Origin of the sequence: Bacteroides sp. RTP21281st1_H5_RTP21281_210402 (genome assembly GCF_040918965.1) — a bacterium.
GTDB classification, from domain to species: Bacteria; Bacteroidota; Bacteroidia; order Bacteroidales; family Bacteroidaceae; genus Bacteroides; species Bacteroides congonensis.
In genome coordinates, this window is record NZ_JBCOWR010000006.1 from 1 (window position 1) to 21,548 (window position 21,548).

Genomic DNA, 21,548 nt, shown 5'->3' on the forward strand with positions numbered 1-21,548 from the left:
TTCCTTATAAAGCTTCTTGAAACTCTCAAGATTGAGATTGTCAATAACAGCATTCACGATGCGGACTGGGTCGGTCGTAGCTATGTTTTCATCAATTCTTTGTGGAAAAAGAACGGTTTGATTGGGAATGTAAGGACGAAAATGTAACTTTGCCATAACGAAAAACTTTATACCTAAAGATACGAAAACTTTGGGTAATAACAAAGCCCGGGCTTGAGAAAGTCTGGGCTTTGCGCATAAAAAAAGGCTGTGTCAGCGTTTTGACACAACCTCTTCTCTAATTTCTTTCAACTATATATCTTATTCAACAGCTGCGGACAATTCAGCACCAGCTTTAAACTTAGCTACTTTCTTAGCAGGAATAGTAATAGTTGCCTTTGTAGAAGGGTTAATACCAGTTCTTTCAGCTCTTTCGCTTACAGAGAAAGTACCAAAACCAACGAGGGATACTTTTTCACCGGCTTTCATAGCATTAGTAACTGAAGTGATAAAAGCATCAAGTGCTTTTTTTGCATCGGCTTTGCTCATTTGAGACTCAGCAGCCATTGCGCTAATAAGTTCAGACTTATTCATAATACGTAAAATGATTAATTAATATATATGTTACACAAAAGATTATCTTTCAATGGATTGATTTCACAAATATAGCCGAACAAAACAACATATCAAATAAAAACATAAAAAAAACGCAGCAAATTGTTGAAAAAGAGCTAATAGGGAGCAAAAATCATGCTTTAAAACAGAAATTATTCGTACTTTTGCGTCTATTATCTAAATATTCAGAAATTAAAATGATGCCAACTGTAACTAAAAACCTGATAATTATCAATGTACTGGTATTTTTCGGTACACTCGTTGCTCAACGATATGGTTTAGATTTGACTAATTATCTGGGATTACATTTTTTCCTCGCAAGTGACTTCAACCCGGCACAGCTCATCACTTATATGTTCATGCACGGCGGATTCAGCCATATTTTCTTCAATATGTTCGCCGTTTTCATGTTCGGCCCGATTCTCGAACAAACTTGGGGACCGAAACGTTTCCTGTTTTACTATATCATTTGCGGTATCGGTGCAGGACTTATTCAGGAAGGTGTGCAATATATTCAGTATGTTACGGAACTCAGCCATTATGCAGAAGTGAATATAGGTTCAGCCATTATCCCTATGGAGCAGTATCTGAATATGATGACCACCGTAGGTGCTTCGGGAGCCGTTTACGCTATATTGCTGGCATTCGGTATGCTATACCCCAACAACAAGCTGTTCATTTTCCCGTTACCTTTCCCTATCAAAGCGAAGTTTTTCGTTATCGGATATGCAGCAATTGAGTTATGGTCAGGATTTGCCAATAATCCCGGAGATAATGTCGCTCACTTCGCCCACTTGGGGGGAATGTTGTTCGGACTGATTCTGATTTTATATTGGAGAAAAAAAAGCAATAACAATGGGACATATTATAGCTGATTTAAAAGAAACATTCAGAAGAGGAAATATTTTTATCCAACTGATTTATATCAACGTCGGTATTTTTATTATCGGTACGTTGATTAATGTTTTCCTGCAACTATTCGGATTCAGTATTCCCGATATATTCGGTATTTTCGCCCTGCCGGCATCCTTTATTGGTTTTATTCATCGACCGTGGTCGCTGCTCACTTATATGTTTATGCATGCGGGCATCCTGCATATTTTATTTAATATGCTCTGGCTGTATTGGTTCGGCAGCCTGTTCCTTCACTTCTTCTCTGCAAAGCATTTAAGAGGTCTGTATGTACTGGGAGGTATCTGCGGCGGCTTACTATATATGGTTGCTTACAATGTATTTCCTCTATTCAGTTCGCAGATAGCAGGTTCCACATTGGTCGGGGCATCGGCATCCGTGCTGGCTATCGTTGCAGCCACAGCTTATCGGGAACCTAATTACCGGGTACAACTTTTCCTGTTCGGTGCTATCCGTCTCAAATACCTGGCATTGGTTGTTATCGGCATTGATGTAATATCCATCACTTCAAGCAATGCGGGAGGACATATCGCCCATTTAGGCGGTGCCCTTGCCGGACTTTGGTTTGCCGCCAGCCTAAGTAAAGGAATCGATTTGACTTCCTGGATTAACTGGTTCCTGGATGGTTTCATGTCTCTGTTCCAAAAGAAAACATGGAAACGTAAACCTAAAATGAAAGTACATTACGGTGGTAGCGCTACCGGTCATGAGAAGGATTACGATTATAACGCCCGCAAGAAAGCACAGTCGGAAGAAGTAGACCGTATCCTGGAGAAACTGAAAAAATCCGGTTACGACAGTCTCACTACAGAAGAAAAGAAAAGCTTGTTCGACGCAAGCAAAAGATAAAAGAATGGAGCATATTGGCAAAATTGTCGCATATCTGATACTGGCTATCAACGCTTTCCTTGTGGGAACGTTGATACTAAGCGCCTATAGTCCTTATCTAAATCCCAAAGTAAACCCACTGGCTTCGAGCCTGGGACTTGCATTCCCGATATTTCTGACTATCAACCTCTTATTTTTGGTCTTTTGGGCATTTATCAATTACCGCTATGCTTTATTACCAATTATCGGTTTTCTGGTTTGTATTCCGCAAATACGGACTTATATTCCTTTTAATTCCACCACTAAAACGATACCCGAAGGGAGTATCAAGCTGCTGTCTTACAACGTGATGAGCTTTAGCAATCTGGAAAAGGAAAACGGGAAGAATCCTGTCCTGTCCTATCTGGCGGACAGTAAAGCCGATATTATTTGTCTGCAAGAATATAATACAGCTACCAACAAGAAGTTTCTGACGGAACAGGACGTGAAGAAAGCATTGAAGGCATACCCCTACCAGTCCATCCATCAACAAGGCATAGGAGAAGTGCAGCTTGCCTGTTTCTCAAAATTTCCCATACTTTCGTCGCAGCCCATCAAATACAAGAGCAGTTATAACGGGTCTATGAAATATGTACTGAAGGTAAACAATGACACCATTACATTGATCAACAACCATTTGGAATCCAACAAACTCACCAAGGAAGACAGGGGAATCTACGAAGACATGATAAAAGACCCGAATGCGCGAAAGGTAAAAACCGGACTCCGGCAACTGGTAAGGAAGTTGGCGGAAGCATCGGCCATCCGCGCGTCACAGGCAGATTCCGTTGCCAAATACATCGCGGAAAGCAAATATCCGACCATTATAGCATGCGGTGACTTCAACGACGGTTCCATCTCGTACACACACCGTATCCTTACCCAAAAGTTGGACGACGCATTCACCCACTCCGGCAAGGGGCTGGGGATTTCCTACAATCAGAACAAGTTCTATTTCCGAATCGACAATATCCTGATAAGCCCCGACCTGAAAGCCTACAACTGCACTGTAGACCGGTCTATCAAGGCTTCCGACCACTATCCTATCTGGTGCTATATCAGCAAGCGATAAGAACTGTAAACTCTAATATAAAACACTTATGATGATTAAAAAAACACTAACCCTTTTAGCAGTAAGTTGTATGATGTACTCCTGTACTACGAAAACAGAAAGCAATCCTTTCTTTACAGAGTTTCAAACCGAGTATGGTGTCCCCTCTTTCGACAAAATTAAACTGGAACACTACGAACCCGCCTTCCTGAAAGGTATCGAAGAGCAAAACCAAAATATAGAAGCTATCGTCGAAAGCCCGGAAGTTGCGACATTCGAGAATACGATTGTAGCTTTGGACAACAGCGCACCTGTCCTGGATCGTGTAAGTGCCATTTTCTTCAATATGACAGACGCGGAAACAACCGACGCCCTGACTGAACTTTCGATGAAGATGGCACCCGTTCTTTCGGAACACGAAGATAATATCTCCCTGAATGAGAAACTCTTCAAACGCGTGAACGATGTTTACCTGCAAAAAGACTCACTGAACCTGACAACAGAGCAAAGCCGCCTGTTAGACAAAACCTACAAAAGATTTGTCCGTTCGGGAGCCAACCTCAGCGCAGAAAAGCAAGCCCGTCTCCGCGAAATCAACAAAGAGCTTTCTACACTCGGCATCACTTTCAGCAACAATGTGTTGAATGAGAATAACGCTTTCCAACTTTTCGTTGATAAGGAGGAAGATTTGACCGGACTGCCCGAATGGTTCCGCCAAAGCGCAGCCGAAGAAGCAAAAGCGGCCGGACAAGTAGGCAAATGGTTGTTTACCCTGCACAATGCAAGCCGTCTGCCCTTCCTGCAATATGCAGATAACCGCCCGCTCCGCGAACAAATGTACAAAGCCTACATCAATCGGGGAAACAACAACAATGAAAACGACAATAAAGAAAATATCCGCAAAATCGTCTCTCTCCGCCTTGAAAAGGCGAATCTATTAGGCTTCGACTGCTACGCCAACTTCGTTCTGGACGAAACAATGGCGAAGAACGCCACGAACGTAATGGAACTCCTGAACAACCTCTGGAGCTATGCACTGCCGAAAGCAAAAGCAGAAGCCGCAGAACTTCAGAAACTGATGGATAAAGAAGGCAAAGGCAAAAAACTGGAAGCATGGGACTGGTGGTACTATACCGAAAAACTACGCAAAGAAAAATACAACCTGTCCGAAGAAGATACAAAGCCCTACTTCAAACTGGAAAATGTACGTGAAGGCGCATTTGCCGTGGCCAACAAACTTTATGGTATCACTTTGAGCAAACTCGAAGGAATCCCGACCTACCATCCTGACGTAGAAGTCTTTGAAGTGAAAGACGCTGACGGTTCCCAGCTCGGAATCTTCTATGTAGACTATTTCCCGCGTGCCGGAAAAAGCGGCGGCGCATGGATGAGCAACTACCGTGAACAACAGGGAGCTACCCGTCCGTTGATATGCAATGTTTGCAGCTTCACCAAACCGGTAGGCGACACTCCTTCCCTGCTGACGATGGACGAAGTGGAAACACTGTTCCACGAATTCGGCCATGCCCTGCACGGCTTACTGACAAAATGCGAACACAAAGGAACATCCGGCACCAACGTCGTACGTGATTTTGTAGAGCTTCCTTCTCAAATCAACGAGCACTGGGCTACCGAACCGGAAGTACTGAAAATGTATGCCAAACATTACCAGACTGGAGAAGTAATCCCCGATGAAATCATCGAAAAAATACTGGAACAAAAGACCTTCAACCAGGGATTCATGACCACGGAACTACTGGCTGCCGCCATCCTCGACATGGACTTGCATACAGTGACAGATGTAAAGAATATGGATATGCTTTCTTTCGAAAAAGAAGCTATGGACAAGCTCAATCTTATCCCCGAAATTGCTCCTCGTTACCGTGTCACTTACTTCAACCATATCATTGGCGGATACGCTGCCGGATACTATAGCTACCTATGGGCAAACGTACTGGACAATGATGCCTTTGAAGCCTTCAAAGAACATGGAATCTTTGATAAGAACACTGCCGACCTGTTCCGCTACAACGTATTGGAGAAGGGGGACAGTGAAGACCCGATGGTGCTTTACAAGAATTTCCGCGGGGCAGAGCCGAGCCTGGAACCGCTACTGAAAAACAGGGGAATGAAATAATTCTGCAAAAAAGCCCTTAAACATCAAATATTTGAGGGCTTCTTACATATAAATGTGAAAAAAAAACTATATTTGCAGCCTTGTATGCGGCAAAAAGCACTTGTGTACGACAGAATTTAACTGAAAATTAAATTAAAAAAGTAATCATCATAAATTAAAAGTAAAATGCAAAACAAAGGATTTGTAAAGGTTTTTGCGGTATTACTCACGCTGGTATGCGTGTTCTACCTCTCCTTCTCCTTCGTAACACGCCATTATACCAACAAGGCGAAAGAAATTGCGAACGGCGACCCGAAAGTGGAACAGGACTACCTCGACTCTCTCTCCAACGAGAAAGTATGGCTGGGTAACTGGACGCTGAAAGATTGTCGTGAAATGGAGATTAGTTTAGGTTTGGACCTGAAAGGTGGTATGAACGTTATCCTTGAAGTTTCCGTACCTGATGTTATCAAAGCATTGGCAGACAACAAGCCGGATGAAGCTTTCAACAAGGCACTGGCAGAAGCTGCAAAGCAAGCTGTCAACAGCCAGGATGACATCATCACCCTGTTTGTCAGAGAATACCACAAAATTGCTCCGGACGCAAAACTTTCCGAACTCTTCGCAACACAACAGTTGAAAGACAAAGTAAACCAGAAATCAACAGATGCTGAAGTTGAAAAAGTGCTGAGAGCAGAAGTAAAAGCCGCAGTTGAAAACTCATACAACGTACTGCGTACCCGTATCGACCGTTTTGGTGTTGTTCAGCCGAACATCCAAAGCCTGGAAGACAAAATGGGACGTATCATGGTGGAACTTCCGGGTATCAAAGAGCCGGAACGTGTGAGAAAACTTCTCCAAGGTTCTGCCAACCTCGAATTCTGGGAAACTTATACAGCTAAGGAAATTCTTCCTGCCATGCAATCTGCAGACGCAAAATTGCGTACGATATTGACTGAAGAGACAACTGTTGACGGAGACACAATCGAAGCCGCAGTCCTCACCGAAGCTACTCCGGTTGAGAAAAAAGCCGTAAGCGCTGCCGACAGCCTTGCAGCCGCCCTGAAAGGTGACGCAGCCGCTGAAGACAAAGCAGCCGTCAACATGGAAGAAATCAAAAAGCAATATCCTCTGTTGGCAATGCTTCAGTTGAATTCCAGCGGACAGGGTCCTGTTATTGGTTATGCCAACTACAAAGACACTGCCGAGATCAACAAGTACCTAGCTATGCCGGAAGTCAAAGCAGAACTTCCGAAAGACCTTCGCTTGAAGTGGGGTGTTTCTCCTTCTGAATTTGACAAGAAAGGACAGACTTTCGAATTGTACGCTATCAAATCTACCGAACGTAACGGCAAAGCTCCGTTGGAAGGCGACGTAGTAACAGATGCTAAAGACGAATTCGACCAATACAGCAAACCGGCTGTAAGCATGGCAATGAACTCTGACGGTGCACGCCGCTGGGCTCAGTTGACCAAGCAGAACATCGGCCGTTCCATCGCTATCGTTCTTGACAACTATGTATATTCTGCACCGAACGTAAATTCTGAAATCACAGGCGGACGTTCACAGATTACAGGCCATTTCACACCGGAACAGGCAAAGGACTTGGCAAACGTATTGAAATCAGGTAAGATGCCGGCTCCGGCACACATCGTACAGGAAGATATCGTTGGTCCGTCACTGGGTCAGGAATCTATCAACGCGGGTGTCTTCTCATTCGTTGTGGCTCTGATTCTGTTGATGGTTTACATGTGCTCCATGTACGGTTTCATCCCGGGTATGGTTGCCAACTGCGCATTGATTCTCAACTTTTTCTTCACACTGGGTATCCTTTCATCCTTCCAGGCCGCACTGACAATGTCAGGTATTGCCGGTATGGTATTGTCACTGGGTATGGCAGTGGATGCGAACGTACTTATCTATGAACGTACCAAAGAAGAGCTTCGTGCAGGCAAGGGAGTGAAGAAAGCACTTGCTGACGGTTATTCCAACGCATTCTCGGCTATCTTCGACTCTAACTTGACATCTATCATCACAGGTATCATCCTGTTCAACTTCGGTACTGGTCCGATTCGCGGTTTTGCTACAACATTGATTATCGGTATCCTCGTATCCTTCTTTACTGCCGTATTCATGACTCGTCTGGTTTACGAACACTTCATGAACAAAGACAAGTGGTTGAACCTGACATTTACGACCAAGATTTCAAAGAACCTGATGGCCAATACGCATTTCGACTTCATGGGAACCAACAAGAAATCCATGATTATCGTTAGCGCAATTATCATCGTTTGCATCGGTTCGTTTGCTATCCGTGGTTTGAGCCAGAGTATCGACTTCACCGGTGGACGTAACTTCAAAGTACAGTTCGAAAACCCGGTTGAACCGGAACAAGTACGCGAACTGATTTCCAGCAAGTTCGGTGATGCTAACGTCAGTGTAATCGCTATCGGTACAGACAAGAAAACAGTACGTATCAGCACAAACTACCGCATCGAAGATGCAGGTAACAATGTGGACTCGGAAATCGAAGCATATCTGTACGAAACATTGAAACCGGTACTGACTCAGAACATTACATTAGAAACTTTCATTGACCGCGACAACCACACAGGTGGTAGTATCGTAAGTTCACAGAAAGTGGGCCCGAGTATTGCAGACGATATCAAGACAGGCGCTATCTACTCCGTAGTACTGGCATTGCTCGCTATCGGCTTGTATATCCTGCTCCGTTTCCGTAACATTGCTTACAGTATCGGTTCTATCGTAGCTTTGAGTTGTGACACCATTATGATTATCGGTGCCTACTCACTGTTCTGGGGTATCCTGCCGTTCTCTCTGGAAATCGACCAGACATTCATCGGTGCTATCCTGACGGCTATCGGTTACTCTATTAATGACAAGGTGGTAATCTTCGACCGTGTGCGTGAGTTCTTCGGCCTGTACCCGAAACGTGACAAGCGCGTGTTGTTCAACGACTCTCTGAACACGACACTGGCCCGTACCATCAATACATCATTGAGTACATTGATCGTGTTGCTGTGTATCTTCATCCTCGGTGGTGACTCTATCCGCAGCTTCGCATTCGCGATGATTCTCGGTGTGGTTATCGGTACATTGTCTTCATTGTTCATTGCGTCTCCAATTGCATACAACATGATGAAGAACAAAAAAGTAGTAGCTGCAGCCGCTACGGAAGAATAACAATTCCTGAAATAGAAAAAGCCTCTTCCGAAATCCGGAAGAGGCTTTTTCTATTGATTATTAAAACAAATAGAAGCTATAAGACGTTAATCTTGAAAGAAGCCATTGTAAAACTTAAAACTTGATACAGTATGAAAGCCGACAACACAACTTCCCATAGATTCTTCTTTGTAGTAGTCCCGAGGGGAATCGAACCCCTATCTAAAGTTTAGGAAACTTCTATTCTATCCGTTGAACTACAGGACCGCTGTAAATTCGTTTGCAAAGATAACGGTTTCTGTCGATTTAACAAGAATAAAAATGCAGGTTCCTTTCATATAAGCTTAATATTTTGCGTCAATAGGACAATAAAGTACGTTTTATTTTGATAATTCGATTAACTTTCCGACCTTTGCGCTCACAAATTGAAAGTAAAAACAGTTTTTAAATTAAATATAGTAATTAAAGTTATGGCAGACGAAATGATGGTTAAAGAATTGGAGGAAGTCGTAGTACGTTTCTCCGGCGACTCCGGCGATGGCATGCAGCTGGCCGGCAACATCTTCTCGAACGTGTCGGCTACGGTAGGAAATGACATCTGTACATTCCCCGACTACCCGGCAGACATCCGCGCCCCGCAAGGTTCGCTGACCGGTGTTTCCGGTTTCCAGGTACACATCGGTGCCGGACAGGTTTACACTCCCGGAGACCGTTGCCACGTATTGGTAGCAATGAACCCTTCCGCACTGAAAACACAAATCAAATTCTGTAAACCGCAGGGACTTATCATCACCGACTCCGACTCATTCGAAGCCAGAGATTTGGAAAAGGCACAATTCAAGACTGACAATCCTTTTGAAGAACTGGACGTTAAGCAGGAAGTACTCGAAGTACCTATCTCTTCCATGTGTAAAGAGAGCCTGAAAGACTCGGGACTGGACAACAAATCCATTCTTCGTTGCAAGAATATGTTTGCCCTCGGACTAGTTTGCTGGTTGTTCAACCGTAACCTGGCAGCGGCAGAGAAAATGCTTCGTGAGAAATTCGCCAAAAAGCCCGAAATTGCAGAAGCTAACATCAAGGTATTGAACGACGGTTTCAACTACGGAGCAAACACTCACGCTTCTGTCTCCACTTATAAGATTGAAAGCAAAGCCCCGAAATCAAAGGGACTTTATACAGATATTAATGGTAACAAGGCAACTGCCTACGGATTGATTGCCGCCGCCGAAAAAGCAGGATTGGAACTCTATCTGGGCTCTTACCCTATCACCCCGGCTACCGATATTCTGCATGAATTAGCCAAGCATAAATCACTGGGCGTAAAAACCGTACAATGCGAAGACGAAATCGCAGGTTGTGCTTCCGCTGTCGGTGCTGCATTTGCAGGTGCTTTGGCAGTGACTACGACTTCCGGCCCCGGTGTTTGCCTGAAGAGTGAGGCGATGAACCTTGCTGTTATCGGCGAGCTTCCATTAGTGATTGTCAACGTACAGCGTGGCGGTCCGTCTACCGGTCTTCCCACTAAATCGGAACAGACCGACTTATTGCAGGCTCTTTACGGACGCAACGGCGAAAGCCCGATGCCTGTAATCGCCGCAACATCACCGACCAACTGTTTCGACGCCGCCTATATGGCATGTAAGATTGCCCTGGAACACATGACTCCGGTTGTATTACTGACCGATGCTTTCGTAGCTAACGGTTCTGCCGCATGGAGACTTCCTAACCTGAACGAATATCCAGCCATCAATCCTCCGTATGTAACTCCGGACATGGCAGGCAGCTGGACTCCTTACCAACGTAACGAAGAAACAGGCGTACGCTACTGGGCTACTCCGGGAACAGAAGGTTTCATGCATCGTATCGGTGGCCTTGAAAAGAGCAACGAAACAGGTGCTATCTCCACTGAACCCGAAAACCACAACAAGATGGTTCACCTTCGCCAAGCCAAAGTGGACAAGATTGCAGACTATATCCCCGAACTCGAAGTGTTGGGCGATGAAGACGCAGACTTGCTGATTGTTGGTTGGGGCGGTACTTACGGACATCTCCGTCTGGCTATGGACTATATGCGCGAACATGGAAAGAAAGTGGCTTTCGCACACTTCCAGTACATCAACCCGCTGCCAAAGAACACGGCTGACGTATTGCGTAAATATAAGAAAATCGTGGTAGCTGAACAGAATCTGGGGCAATTCGCAGGTTACCTGCGCATGAAAGTGCCCGGATTGAACATCAGCCAGTTCAACCAGGTGAAAGGACAGCCTTTCGTTACGAGAGAATTGATAGATGCATTTACTAAATTATTGGAGGAATAAGAGATGAGCGATAAAGTATATACCGTACAAGATTATAAATCAGGCCAGCCCCGCTGGTGTCCGGGATGCGGTGACCACGCTTTCCTGAATTCACTGCACAAAGCTATGGCCGAACTGGGAACAGCTCCGCACGATATTGCCGTAATTTCCGGTATCGGTTGTTCTTCCCGTCTGCCTTATTATGTAAATACCTATGGTTTCCACACCATCCACGGACGTGCAGCCGCTATTGCAACAGGAGCTAAAGTAGCCAATCCGAATTTGACTATCTGGCAGATTTCCGGTGACGGTGACGGCCTGGCAATCGGTGGTAATCACTTCATCCACGCTTTACGCCGCAATGTCGACCTGAATATGATTCTGTTGAACAACCGTATCTATGGTCTGACAAAAGGACAATATTCACCGACTTCGGAACGCGGACTTGTAACCAAGTCTTCTCCTTACGGAACCGTGGAAGATCCTTTCCGTCCCGCTGAACTGGCATTCGGCGCCCGCGGACGCTTCTTTGCACGCTGTATTGCAGTAGATGGTGCCGCTTCGGTAGAAGTATTGAAAGCAGCAGCCAACCATAAAGGCGCTTCTGTTGTAGAAGTTCTGCAAAACTGCGTTATCTTCAACGACGGAACTCACGCCAGCGTTGCTACCAAAGAGGGACGCGCCAAGAACGCTATCTATCTGGAGCATGGCAAACCGATGTTGTTCGGCGAAAACAAAGAATTCGGATTGATGCAGGAAGGCTTCGGGCTAAAAGTAGTGAAACTCGGCGAGAACGGTATCACAGAAAAGGATATCCTTATCCACGACGCACACTGCCAGGACAATACACTTCAACTGAAACTTGCCTTGATGGAAGGCCCTGACTTCCCGATTGCACTCGGTGTAATCCGTGACGTAGACGCTCCGACCTACAACGATGCAGTTACAGAACAAATCGAAGAAATCAAAAGCAAGAAGAAATATCACAATTTCCAGGAGCTGTTGATGACTAATGAGACTTGGGAAGTGAAGTAATTCACTATCTACCCTAAAATAAAAGATGGAGAAAGAGGCTCAGTTCCCTTTCTCCATCTTTTTTATACTTTGAAACTCATCACTATATCTTTGGATAAGTATAAGGACAGATAATCTACTTTTTAGTATTCTCCCCGACTATTCAAGATTACTCCTTTGGCAGATTCATATCCTTTGCCATTTGCTTGAGCAAGCCTTCCAAGCGATTGTAATGCAAAGAGTAGTTCTTATACATCTGTTTAAATACAGGGCTATCCATCGTTGATTGAATGAGAAATTGCAAATGTTTCCCCATAGAAATATTCATTTGCATGCGCTCCTTTTTGCCCAAATTGTCCTGTATGGAGTAAGTTCCACATAAGGTTTGAATTTCCGTTATACCTTCGTGCCATACATGCATGTTCAGGCGATTCAATGCGTCCATGTTTTTCTTTAGCTCTTTCCGCAGAATGTTCAGTATTTCAAATTCAGTACGGTTTGCGGAGCAGGAACCCGGATTTAGGAAATGGGCGAATTTGAGATAAAAGTCCTTCAATTCTTCGTTAGGAACATAAAATACATTTTTGGGAGTTGCTACCATGCCTCCCACCGTTGGTTGAACGGATACTTGGGTCGTTTCCATAATAATGATTATGAGTTATGTGGCAGGCGAAGATTTTCTGAATAATAAGAGCGGTTCCGCCTTTCCCGTTACTCTTCACCAACCAGGCAGTGGGTGCATTAACACTCCACACGGGGGTACGAAACCGCCATATGGAGCATCTAGACAGGCATAAAAATGCCCGCCACGAAAAGAGGCAGGTTTCCTGCCTGGTTGTAAGAAGAGTACTGCAAAGATACAACCTTTTTTTTCTTTACCAAGAACTCTATGGAAAATAGTCAGACAAAGGAAAGGAATTATAATACGGATTTTCTAAAGAAAATAAATATCACCACTGTGTTCTTTTAAATGATTTATTAAACTATTTAATTCATAACGGTGCGGATATGAGCTAATTCGATTTCAGAAATAAACACGCACTCCAAACAAAAGTTTTCACGATTTACCCTCATACCCTCATAAATTTCTTCAAAGCCTTTATTCATCGTAGCTTCAGCTATGAGAGCAGGTTATGATAGCACCCTGAGAGTAACTTTTGCTCTCAGGGTATTATCATCCCATCCCCCTATAAAACATAGGATATACTAACGGGATATTAACGTTATCTCTTCGGTATCCTTTCGTTAGATTACCGATATCACTAATTCGTCACGGCCGTGACAAATTCCTACCACGGCTGTGAAGAGAGCCTACCATGGCCGTGACGAATAGTTACCACGGCCGTGGTGAGATAACAATACCGGTAATCTAATGAAAGAATACCGGCAGCCTAACGCAAGGATAAAGGCAAGATAACTAACACTTCCTTACTTCATAACAAGCTATACAGAATATTTAAACAATGCTTTCCTTATCCACCGGGTAGAGCGGTATGATTTAATTGGGAAACGCGTATTTGAGATAGGAGAGAAATATTATTTCGAAAATATGGGAATCCGGAACATTGTCATCGGATATCTCATAACAGACAAAACTAAAATATTGGAAAATCTAGTGTATAACCACCTTTTATACAAAGGTTACGATATTAAGGTTGGCTATTACGGAGATAAGGAAATTGATTTTATCGGAGAAAAGAATGGAGAAAAACTATATATACAGGTCGCTTAAAAAATAGATAGCGACAAGACAGCAGAAAGGGAATTTGGAAACCTGCTAAAGATACAGGATAACTATCCCAAAATAGTGATAACAGAAGATATATTCAACGGAAATAGCTATCAGGGTATACGTCATTGTCCTATACGCCAGTTCTTAATGGAGTAAACCATACGATTTACGAAAAATAAATGCAGCTCACCACCGGCAATTTGATTTCCTATGGAAGCCCGATGGTGTGCTGCATTTACATTTAGTCAAGTCATCTATAACTCATTATTATGCCATTTATGCAGAAATTGCATACTACCATCCAACCGTAACTTTCAGAGGCAAACGATTGGAAGCCGGGCCGGCAAGAATCTCAAATTCGCCTTTTTCCACTACAAAGCGGTGCTGATTCATATCGTAATAAGCGAATGCATCCTCATTCAGCACTACAGAAACCCGTTTCTTCTCCCCTTTCTTTAAGAAGACCTTTTCATAACCTTTCAGTTCTTTCAGAGGACGGGGGACAGAGGACTGTACATCATGTACATACACTTGTGCCACTTCCGAGGCATCCATCTTCCCTGTATTCTCTATATCAAAGCTAACGGTAACCTGATGTTCACCCGTTTTCTCCGCAGCCATATTGCTATAAGCGAAAGTAGTATATGACAAACCGTAGCCAAACGGATAGAAAGGTTCTTTTCCCGAACGGTCGTATCCACGATAACCGACAAAGACACCTTCGGAGTAATCGACACGCTTAATTTCCGCTTTCAGGTTCTCATAATAGCTATCATGCACCGGATTATCTTCCCATTTCTTTTCGATAGAAATCGGTAACTTGCCGCTTGGAGAAATCTTACCAGTCAAGATTTCAGCTATCGCCTGACCTCCTTCCTGTCCCGGATACCAGGCCATAAGAATAGCTTTTGCAGCATCATACCAGTTGGTGAAGTCCACACCGCCACCAGCATTCAGCACAACTACGACATTGGGATGCATAGACGCAATTTTCTTTATAAACAATTCCTGATAGCGGAGCAAGGCAAACGGACGGTCAAAGCCTTCGCCTTCCGTATTACTGTTGAAGCCTGTGCAGAACACTACATTGTCCACTTTTGCCAGTCCTTGACGAAGTTTGGCCTCATTAAGGCTATAAGCGTTGAAACGGATGATGGCCGAAGAAATATTATCAAAGAATTCAATCCGGAAACGGTATTCCTTACCACCCTCAACAGGAAGTTCAACTTCACGGCTGGAATAAGAATGATTACCCCAGTCGCCCGTAATATGCTTGTCGTTCACAAACAGGCGGTAACCGTCATCACCACCGATGTGGAGTTTCAACTGGCCGTCTGCCTGCGGTACATAACAGGCTGTCCAACGAACAGAAAAGCCATCTGTCGGAAAACCGTCCAACGGTGCGCCATAGCCCCAGTCATAATCAACTGATGATTCCGTACGTACAACTTCCGGCTGTCCCGAAAGCGTCTTGTTCTTAAAGTATTCAGCCTTGAAGCCTTTCACCTGACGATTAGCGTCAGTATAAAACTCATTAACAATATCTTCATAAATCACATCATCCGTCAATAATACCAGATTCTTTTTCTTCAGTTCCTTCAAACCTTGAGCCACTGAGACGGTAGAAAAAGGAGTGACAAAACCACTGCCGCCACCGGTAGGTATCAAATCTGCATTAGGCCCCATTACGGCTGTTTTTCCTTTCAGCGGGAGCAGGTTTGCTTCATTCTTCAACAGGACTACACCTTCGCGTGCCAACTCTAAAGCTGTCTGGCGGGAAAATGGATTATCCAACGGAATATTACTGTCTTTCTGTTCCTTATCCAACATTCCATAAGCTATTAAAGTCTGCAGGATATGCTGTACTTTCAGGTTGATGGTTTCTTCGGTCACCGTACCCGTTTTGATGGCGGGGATAAGGTTGTCGGCATTCATGAAACGCCCTTTGGGCATTTCGAGGTCAAGTCCCGCATTAGCCGCGCCTACGGCGGAATATACCGAAGTCCAGTCCGACATCAGAATACCTTTGAAGCCCCAAAGATTGCGCAAGACATCAATATTCAGCCATTTATGTTCAGTGGCATGGACACCGTTCAAGAGATTGTAGCTGTTCATCACAGCACTCACGTTTGCTTCCTGTACAGCCTTACGGAAAGCCGGAAAATAAATCTCGTGCAAAGTACGCTCGTCTATGTCCGAACTCGCATGATGACGGCTCCACTCCTGGTTGTTGGCGGCAAAGTGTTTGATGGTCGCAATGACTCCTTCCGATTGCACGCCGAGGATATATTGCTTGGCAGTCTCACCCGTCAAGTAAGGGTCTTCACCGAAGTATTCAAAGTTGCGTCCACACAACGGAGCGCGATAGATATTCACGCCCGGACCAAGCAGGATACTTACTCCACGAGCTTTGGCATCCTGTCCTAGGCCTTGACCTAGCTTATAAAGCAAGTCACGGTTCCAGGTAGAAGCGGAAAGGATGCCGGACGGATAAAGGGTGCTTTTAGGAGCATGGTTACGGATTCCCTGCGGGCCGTCAGCAAGACGTATTTCAGGGATTCCCAAACGGGGAATGGCACGAAGGGAAAAGCTGGTATATCCGGAGATATAATCTATTTTCTCTTGCAAAGTCATTTTTGATACAATCTCCTTCGCGCGTTGTTCTACTTGAGGAGTAATTGTCTGTGCATGGGTCAGGATGCTGCATGCAAGCATGCACAGGCTTATGATACCTATTTTCTTTTTCATGGTGGTATGTGTTAATATAGGATGTGTCAAAAACCAATTTGGCTATCAGCTTTTGATACACTTCGTTCTTTATATTTTTAGTCTGTCAGTTCAACTTTATTTAGTCTATCAATTCTATTTTAACGGTCTGTCCCAGTACGTGAATATTGTATTCTCCGGTTTCGAGGAATCGTTTACCGTCCTCATTGACAAAGCCGAAATCACGTTCCAGGTCTATGTCGAAGCGGAAAGTTTTCGTTTCTCCGGCTTTGATAAGCTGCTTTTCAAAGTGTTTCAGCTCTTTTACAGGACGGGTAATCGAGCAATACGGGTCGGAGATAAACCAATGGACTGTTTCCGCTCCGTCACGGGCACCGATATTGGTGACAGTCACTTCCGCCGAGAGCTTCTCGCCACGCTTCACTTTAGTGGCAGAAGGGGTAACAGTGCCATACTTGAATTCTGTGTAGCTCAGTCCGTGACCGAAAGGATATAACGGGTCACTTGTGATATCTTTATAAAATCCCTGATGTCCACGTCCGCTCTTACGGCGGTTATAATAGATAGGAATCTGTCCTGTTGAGTAAGGGAAGGTCATGGCAAGTTTGCCGGAAGGATTAATACGTCCTGACAATATCCCCGCCATCGGCAGCGCACCATTCACACCCGGTTGCCAGATTTCCAGTATGGCATCAGAGACCGGTTCCAGACGGTTCAGTTCCAACGGACGACCGTTTACCAATACCAGTACGACAGGCTTTCCGGCTTTCTTCAGTTCTTTTGCCAGTTCTTCCTGCATCTGCGGTAGTGCGATGGAAGAACGGGAAGCATTCTCACCGCTCCAAGTCATCATCTCGCCCAGGCAAAGAACAACAACATCAGACCAGCGTGCTGCTTCCAATGCTTCTGCAAATCCTTCGCGGTTATCTCCTTGTGTATTGCAACCTAATGCGTAACGCAGTTCGGCTTTTCCTGCAAATTCAGCAGCCAGACCGTCATAAAGCATTGCCACATCGGTATCCTTTCCGTGACCACGCCAGGAGCCTAACAAGTCCCAGCCATTTTTTGCCATAGGGCCTATCACGGCAATCTTCTTTTTATCCGTCAGCGGTAAAACGTTGTTTTCGTTTTTCAGCAATACCATGGATTCTGCCGCAAGACGGGCGGCAATGTCCATGCTTTGCGGACGGAAGAAACGTTCTTTCTCTGTTGTAACCGGAGTATAAGGACGTTCGAACAAGCCGAGACGGAATTTCAGAAGTAGGACACGGCGGACAGCTTCATCCACTTGAGCCATTGATACCTTGCCTTCTTCTACCAACTCCTGCAAATGACGGTCATAAGCATGAGACATCATATCCATTTCAAGACCGGCGGTAAACGCATGCCAGGCTGCTTCCTTTTTGGTCGCTGCCAATCCCTGATTTTTTAGTTGTTCGATAGCTCCCCAGTCGGAAACGATAAAACCGTCATGCCGCCAACGGTTCTTTAATATCTCGGTCATAGTATAAGGATTTGCCGAACCCGGTACACCGCTGATATCATTAAAAGAACTCATCAAGGTTGCCGCACCGGCTTTCACGCCCATTTCATAAGGGAGCAGATAAGTATCCCAAAGAGTTTGTTTGGAGATTTCGGTATAAACATAATCACGTCCGGCTTCGGATGCCCCGTAGCCTACATAATGTTTCAGACAAGCTGCCACACGGTTTTCTGCCGACAGGTTATCACCCTGATAACCTCTGACGGAAGCTGCGCCAAACACTCCGTTCGCATAAGGGTCTTCGCCATATCCTTCCGCCACACGTCCCCAACGGGGGTCACGTGCTACGTCAATCATCGGCGAGAACGTCCAGTCCACTCCCGACATACGGGCTTCCTGCGCGGATACGGCACACGCCTGTTCCACCAAATCCGGGTTCCAGGAACAAGCCTGCGCCAACGAAATAGGATACACGGTACGGAATCCGTGAATCGCGTCATAACCGAAAATAATAGGAATACCCAGGCGGGATTCTTCCATCGCTTTCTTCTGCATATTATTACGCAGTTCGGGATTTGTCTCGAAGTAAATCAGAGAACCGATTTCCGCCGGCACTTTCTTTACCTCTTCGCCTACATTATTCACGTTGTTGTTCCGTCCCAAGGTATATTGGTTCAACTGCATCACTTTCTCTTCCAAAGTCATGCGGGACAAGAGGTCGTCCACACGTTTTTCAATCGGAGCCTTTGCATCTTTATACAGTGCCCCCCCTTTTTTATCTTTTGCTGAAAGGGCAGACACGACACCCAGCAAACACAAGCCATAAACTAATACTCTTTTTCTCATTTGTATTTTCATCGGTTAGTTAGCAATAGACAGGTCGGTTACCTTATACGGATGCTTTACTGCCGCATGGGCAGCTTGTTGGGCAACAGTTTTCCGTGCCTCATCCAGCCCTTCCGGGGCATAAGGATTTCCGACTACATTATGTTTGAAGATGCGTTCGAACCAAGTGCAGGCAGCGGTATATCGGCCTACCTTCACATCCAGATGATAGCCGTCCCGGTTCAGATGGTCACCGATGAAAGAGGTACGGGCGTTCTGTATGGCAGTGCCCGAAGGGATGACAATCTTTATCCTGTTCACCTTAGCCGCCTTCTTCACAGCATCGGCAATGGCCTGATACATGGTCAGTTGATTACTGTTATAGTTTTTAAAACCACTATGCTTGGAAGTAGACGCATATGCCCAGGTTTGGTGCAGCATCAGCTTTGTTCTCTTTGGAAGGCGTGCTTTCACATATTCTATAAGTTCCGGCAGAGAGGCTTCATACGTCTCATACATTCCCGAAAAAGGACTTGCCTGTTGCAGGCTGACGTAATCCCAGTCTTCATCCGCCAGTACCGCTTCCAAAGACATCTTGCCCTTCTCCCGTTTCTTTCCATCCGTACCGATTTTCCGGTAGGCATAGGCAGGAGCATTTTCACGAGCATTCTTCACATGACGTTCCAGAGAACAGCCGCCGATAAACATATTGCCGATGATGGTTGAAATACCTTCGGCTTCCGCAAGTTCATGCAGATATTGCTCCACGGCATCCTGGGAGAAGCTGTTGCCGATGGCAAGTATCCTGACCGTTTTTTGCTGCGCATACGCTCCTCCGGCAAGAAGGAGCAGTATGAGCATACAAATCACTACATTTCTATATTGCTTCATTATAATCAATATGATAAAAACCAAACTTTATTTCACCGGACTAATGCATAGTGCATTGATATGTCCTTCCGCGGCCAAACTGGTATCAATCCCTTTCACCTCGACAATGACCTTGCCTTCCGAATCCGGTTCTATATTCTCAAACTTAGCAATGTATTCCTCGAATTTTGCGGCATTAAATGCGGCAACATCCTTGATACCTGTCTTCACTTCTTTAACCTCACTCTCCGTTTTACCTACCAATTTATAAGAAGAGATACGGGCGTCTTTGCTTCCATTGAAACGGATGGCTAAAATAGTGAAATTATATTTCCGGGATGCGTCCAGTTGAGAGATTTCTATCCTTCCCGGGCCTACATCACCCTTATTTTTCTCTCCTCCCACTAACAAACCGTCTTTCCATGCAGTCAGCGGAAATTCCACGTCATCCACCGTTACCGGGCTCGCCGGTTCGCCACTGACTCCGGCATAATTCGCAGTAAATCCGCCAAGCACTCTGACGCCAATATTCGTATAATTGTTTTCCGCATCTTTTATCCAGCTTGTGGTTGAACTTTCCAAATACGAGGTTATATTATTCCACGGAGTGGCAGAGAGTGAAGTCGGGCCGAAATCAATATAGACGGGAGCTTTCAAGTCGGTGCCAGATATTTCCGGTTCCTTGAAGTTAACCATATCAGTCACTTCATCGGGTTTCTGCACAGCGTAATGAGCTGCATTTTGTGCAACCTTCACCACCTGCGGGTCAATCGTTTCGGGAGCATACGGGTTGCCGACAACGTTTTGTCCTGTAATCATCTCAAACCAGGTGCAGGCAGCGGTATAACGCCCGTAAGTAACCTCCAGATGATAGCCGTCGCGATTGAACGCGTCACCCAAGAAAGAGGTACGGGCATTCTGGATAGCAGTGCCCGAAGGAATCAGCAGGTTCAGTGCCGTATGATTCGTCACCGCCTGTCGGGCAGCGGACACAATGGCGTTATACATAGTCATCTGGTTGCTGTCATAATCCGGGAAACTTTCATGAGTGGAACTGGAAGCGTATGCCCAAGTCTGATGCCACATCAATTTAGCCTGTGGACAACGCGCTTGTATACCGGCAATCAAATCGGCAAGCGCTGTGTACGTATCATATTTACCGGATTTTCCGCTCGCCTGCTGCAAGCTGATATAATCCCAGCTTTCATCGGCCAATGCCTGAGACAACTTATATTTGTTTTTCAGCACTTTCTCGCCATCTACCACTTTGCGGTATTCATATGCCTCGGCATCCGACTGGAAATTAGCCAGATGCCTGTCCAAATCGCATCCGCCGATATACATATTGCCAATAATAAAATCATGTCCTACGGCTGCACCCAATTCATACAGGTATTGCTCCACCGCATCTTGAGAGAAGCTGTTGCCGATGGCAAGAATCCGGATTGCCCCTTGCTCCACCGTAACGGGAATCGTGGCAACAAGCGGTTTAGTATCCGTAGGGCATTCGATAGTGATGGACGTGTTTCCGGCAGATACACCTGTGATTGTGACATGCTTACCATCCGCGTCTACCACTACGGTAGCTATGTTTTGATTTTCGGAAGTACAGGTATATTCAGGCTTCAGATTCTCGTCACCGCCTACCGATACATTCAATGTAACCGTTTCGCCTGTGGTAACAGTAACTTCTTTGGAAGCTACCACCATCCATTTGCCGTCCACATAGACGATTTTCTCTTCAATCTGCGTCACTATTTTCTCCGATTCGGAGCAGGACACTAACGTTCCTCCGACGGAGAAGAGTGTTACCAGAAATAATAATCCGGTCAACAGGAAGTTATTTCTCCATTTTATGGTTCTCATAGTTATTT

The 21,548-nt window shown here is 45.1% G+C and carries 14 protein-coding genes and 1 tRNA gene; 8 read left to right on the forward strand and 7 right to left on the reverse strand.

Features of this window, described 5'->3' with window-relative positions; genetic code table 11:
• Positions 1 to 300 precede the first annotated feature (300 nt).
• A complete protein-coding gene (locus AB5443_RS10585; RefSeq protein WP_022136564.1) occupies positions 301 to 573 on the reverse strand; it encodes an HU family DNA-binding protein in 273 nt (90 codons plus the stop codon).
• Positions 574 to 794: 221 nt separating this feature from the next.
• On the opposite strand from AB5443_RS10585, the gene AB5443_RS10590 reads away from it, so the two are divergent.
• From AB5443_RS10590 to secDF, 5 genes are all read left to right on the forward strand, one after another.
• Positions 795 to 1,469 (forward strand): rhomboid family intramembrane serine protease, encoded by a 675-nt coding sequence (locus tag AB5443_RS10590; RefSeq protein ID WP_097677813.1) that lies wholly within the window; start codon positions 795 to 797, stop codon positions 1,467 to 1,469.
• Positions 1,450 to 2,355, forward strand: a complete 906-nt coding sequence (locus tag AB5443_RS10595; protein ID WP_022136652.1) for a rhomboid family intramembrane serine protease — start codon at positions 1,450 to 1,452, stop codon at positions 2,353 to 2,355. The genes AB5443_RS10590 and AB5443_RS10595 overlap by 20 nt, the downstream gene beginning before the upstream one ends.
• A 4-nt stretch (positions 2,356 to 2,359) precedes the next feature.
• On the forward strand, positions 2,360 to 3,445 hold the full coding sequence (locus tag AB5443_RS10600) for an endonuclease/exonuclease/phosphatase family protein (RefSeq protein WP_277134745.1): 1,086 nt from the start codon (positions 2,360 to 2,362) through the stop codon (positions 3,443 to 3,445).
• Between the two features lie 31 nt (positions 3,446 to 3,476).
• Complete coding sequence (locus AB5443_RS10605) at positions 3,477 to 5,561, forward strand: M3 family metallopeptidase (RefSeq protein ID WP_368113466.1); 2,085 nt, start codon at positions 3,477 to 3,479, stop codon at positions 5,559 to 5,561.
• 165 nt (positions 5,562 to 5,726) lie between these two features.
• On the forward strand, positions 5,727 to 8,744 hold the full coding sequence (gene secDF / locus AB5443_RS10610) for a protein translocase subunit SecDF (RefSeq protein ID WP_368113462.1): 3,018 nt from the start codon (positions 5,727 to 5,729) through the stop codon (positions 8,742 to 8,744).
• A 174-nt stretch (positions 8,745 to 8,918) separates the two neighbouring features.
• Here secDF and AB5443_RS10615 read toward each other — a convergent pair.
• Positions 8,919 to 8,990, reverse strand: a tRNA-Arg gene (locus AB5443_RS10615).
• A 203-nt stretch (positions 8,991 to 9,193) separates the two neighbouring features.
• On the opposite strand from AB5443_RS10615, the gene AB5443_RS10620 reads away from it, so the two are divergent.
• Together AB5443_RS10620 and AB5443_RS10625 are read left to right on the forward strand one after the other, a co-directional pair.
• Positions 9,194 to 11,044 carry a 2-oxoacid:acceptor oxidoreductase subunit alpha gene (locus AB5443_RS10620; protein WP_368113461.1) on the forward strand — a complete coding sequence of 617 codons (1,851 nt, stop codon included), beginning with the start codon at positions 9,194 to 9,196 and terminating at the stop codon, positions 11,042 to 11,044.
• 3 nt (positions 11,045 to 11,047) lie between these two features.
• A complete protein-coding gene (locus AB5443_RS10625; protein ID WP_195406100.1) occupies positions 11,048 to 12,058 on the forward strand; it encodes a 2-oxoacid:ferredoxin oxidoreductase subunit beta in 1,011 nt (336 codons plus the stop codon).
• Between the two features lie 148 nt (positions 12,059 to 12,206).
• Here the strand turns inward: AB5443_RS10625 and AB5443_RS10630 are convergent, their stop codons facing one another.
• Positions 12,207 to 12,680 carry a hypothetical protein gene (locus tag AB5443_RS10630; protein WP_022137167.1) on the reverse strand — a complete coding sequence of 158 codons (474 nt, stop codon included), beginning with the start codon at positions 12,678 to 12,680 and terminating at the stop codon, positions 12,207 to 12,209.
• Positions 12,681 to 13,511: 831 nt separating this feature from the next.
• Between AB5443_RS10630 and AB5443_RS10635 the strand changes: the two genes are divergently transcribed.
• Positions 13,512 to 13,769 (forward strand): DUF4143 domain-containing protein, encoded by a 258-nt coding sequence (locus AB5443_RS10635; protein WP_368119609.1) that lies wholly within the window; start codon positions 13,512 to 13,514, stop codon positions 13,767 to 13,769.
• 294 nt (positions 13,770 to 14,063) lie between these two features.
• Here AB5443_RS10635 and AB5443_RS10640 read toward each other — a convergent pair whose 3' ends face one another.
• From AB5443_RS10640 to AB5443_RS10655, 4 genes are all read right to left on the reverse strand, one after another.
• Positions 14,064 to 16,517, reverse strand: coding sequence for a glycoside hydrolase family 3 C-terminal domain-containing protein (locus tag AB5443_RS10640; protein WP_368113460.1), 2,454 nt, complete (start codon positions 16,515 to 16,517; stop codon positions 14,064 to 14,066).
• Positions 16,518 to 16,617: 100 nt separating this feature from the next.
• Positions 16,618 to 18,825: a glycoside hydrolase family 3 N-terminal domain-containing protein gene (locus AB5443_RS10645; protein ID WP_368113459.1), complete on the reverse strand. Its 2,208-nt coding sequence runs from the start codon at positions 18,823 to 18,825 to the stop codon at positions 16,618 to 16,620.
• A gap of 15 nt (positions 18,826 to 18,840) precedes the next feature.
• Entirely contained in the window at positions 18,841 to 19,695 is an 855-nt protein-coding gene (locus AB5443_RS10650; protein ID WP_368113458.1) for a DUF4886 domain-containing protein, read from the reverse strand.
• Positions 19,696 to 19,722: 27 nt separating this feature from the next.
• Positions 19,723 to 21,540 carry a DUF4886 domain-containing protein gene (locus tag AB5443_RS10655; RefSeq protein ID WP_368113457.1) on the reverse strand — a complete coding sequence of 606 codons (1,818 nt, stop codon included), beginning with the start codon at positions 21,538 to 21,540 and terminating at the stop codon, positions 19,723 to 19,725.
• Positions 21,541 to 21,548 lie beyond the last annotated feature (8 nt).

What these genes read in the sequence shown, in the direction of transcription:
- AB5443_RS10605 (WP_368113466.1), top strand. Translation starts at nt 3,477, where the DNA reads ATGATTAAAAAAACACTAACCCTTTTAGCAGTAAGTTGTATGATGTAC.
- AB5443_RS10600 (WP_277134745.1), top strand. Translation starts at nt 2,360, where the DNA reads ATGGAGCATATTGGCAAAATTGTCGCATATCTGATACTGGCTATCAAC.
- AB5443_RS10585 (WP_022136564.1), bottom strand. Translation starts at nt 573, where the DNA reads ATGAATAAGTCTGAACTTATTAGCGCAATGGCTGCTGAGTCTCAAATG.
- AB5443_RS10620 (WP_368113461.1), top strand. Translation starts at nt 9,194, where the DNA reads ATGGCAGACGAAATGATGGTTAAAGAATTGGAGGAAGTCGTAGTACGT.
- secDF (WP_368113462.1), top strand. Translation starts at nt 5,727, where the DNA reads ATGCAAAACAAAGGATTTGTAAAGGTTTTTGCGGTATTACTCACGCTG.
- AB5443_RS10625 (WP_195406100.1), top strand. Translation starts at nt 11,048, where the DNA reads ATGAGCGATAAAGTATATACCGTACAAGATTATAAATCAGGCCAGCCC.
- AB5443_RS10595 (WP_022136652.1), top strand. Translation starts at nt 1,450, where the DNA reads ATGGGACATATTATAGCTGATTTAAAAGAAACATTCAGAAGAGGAAAT.
- AB5443_RS10640 (WP_368113460.1), bottom strand. Translation starts at nt 16,517, where the DNA reads ATGAAAAAGAAAATAGGTATCATAAGCCTGTGCATGCTTGCATGCAGC.
- AB5443_RS10655 (WP_368113457.1), bottom strand. Translation starts at nt 21,540, where the DNA reads ATGAGAACCATAAAATGGAGAAATAACTTCCTGTTGACCGGATTATTA.
- AB5443_RS10630 (WP_022137167.1), bottom strand. Translation starts at nt 12,680, where the DNA reads ATGGAAACGACCCAAGTATCCGTTCAACCAACGGTGGGAGGCATGGTA.
- AB5443_RS10650 (WP_368113458.1), bottom strand. Translation starts at nt 19,695, where the DNA reads ATGAAGCAATATAGAAATGTAGTGATTTGTATGCTCATACTGCTCCTT.
- AB5443_RS10645 (WP_368113459.1), bottom strand. Translation starts at nt 18,825, where the DNA reads ATGAGAAAAAGAGTATTAGTTTATGGCTTGTGTTTGCTGGGTGTCGTG.
- AB5443_RS10590 (WP_097677813.1), top strand. Translation starts at nt 795, where the DNA reads ATGCCAACTGTAACTAAAAACCTGATAATTATCAATGTACTGGTATTT.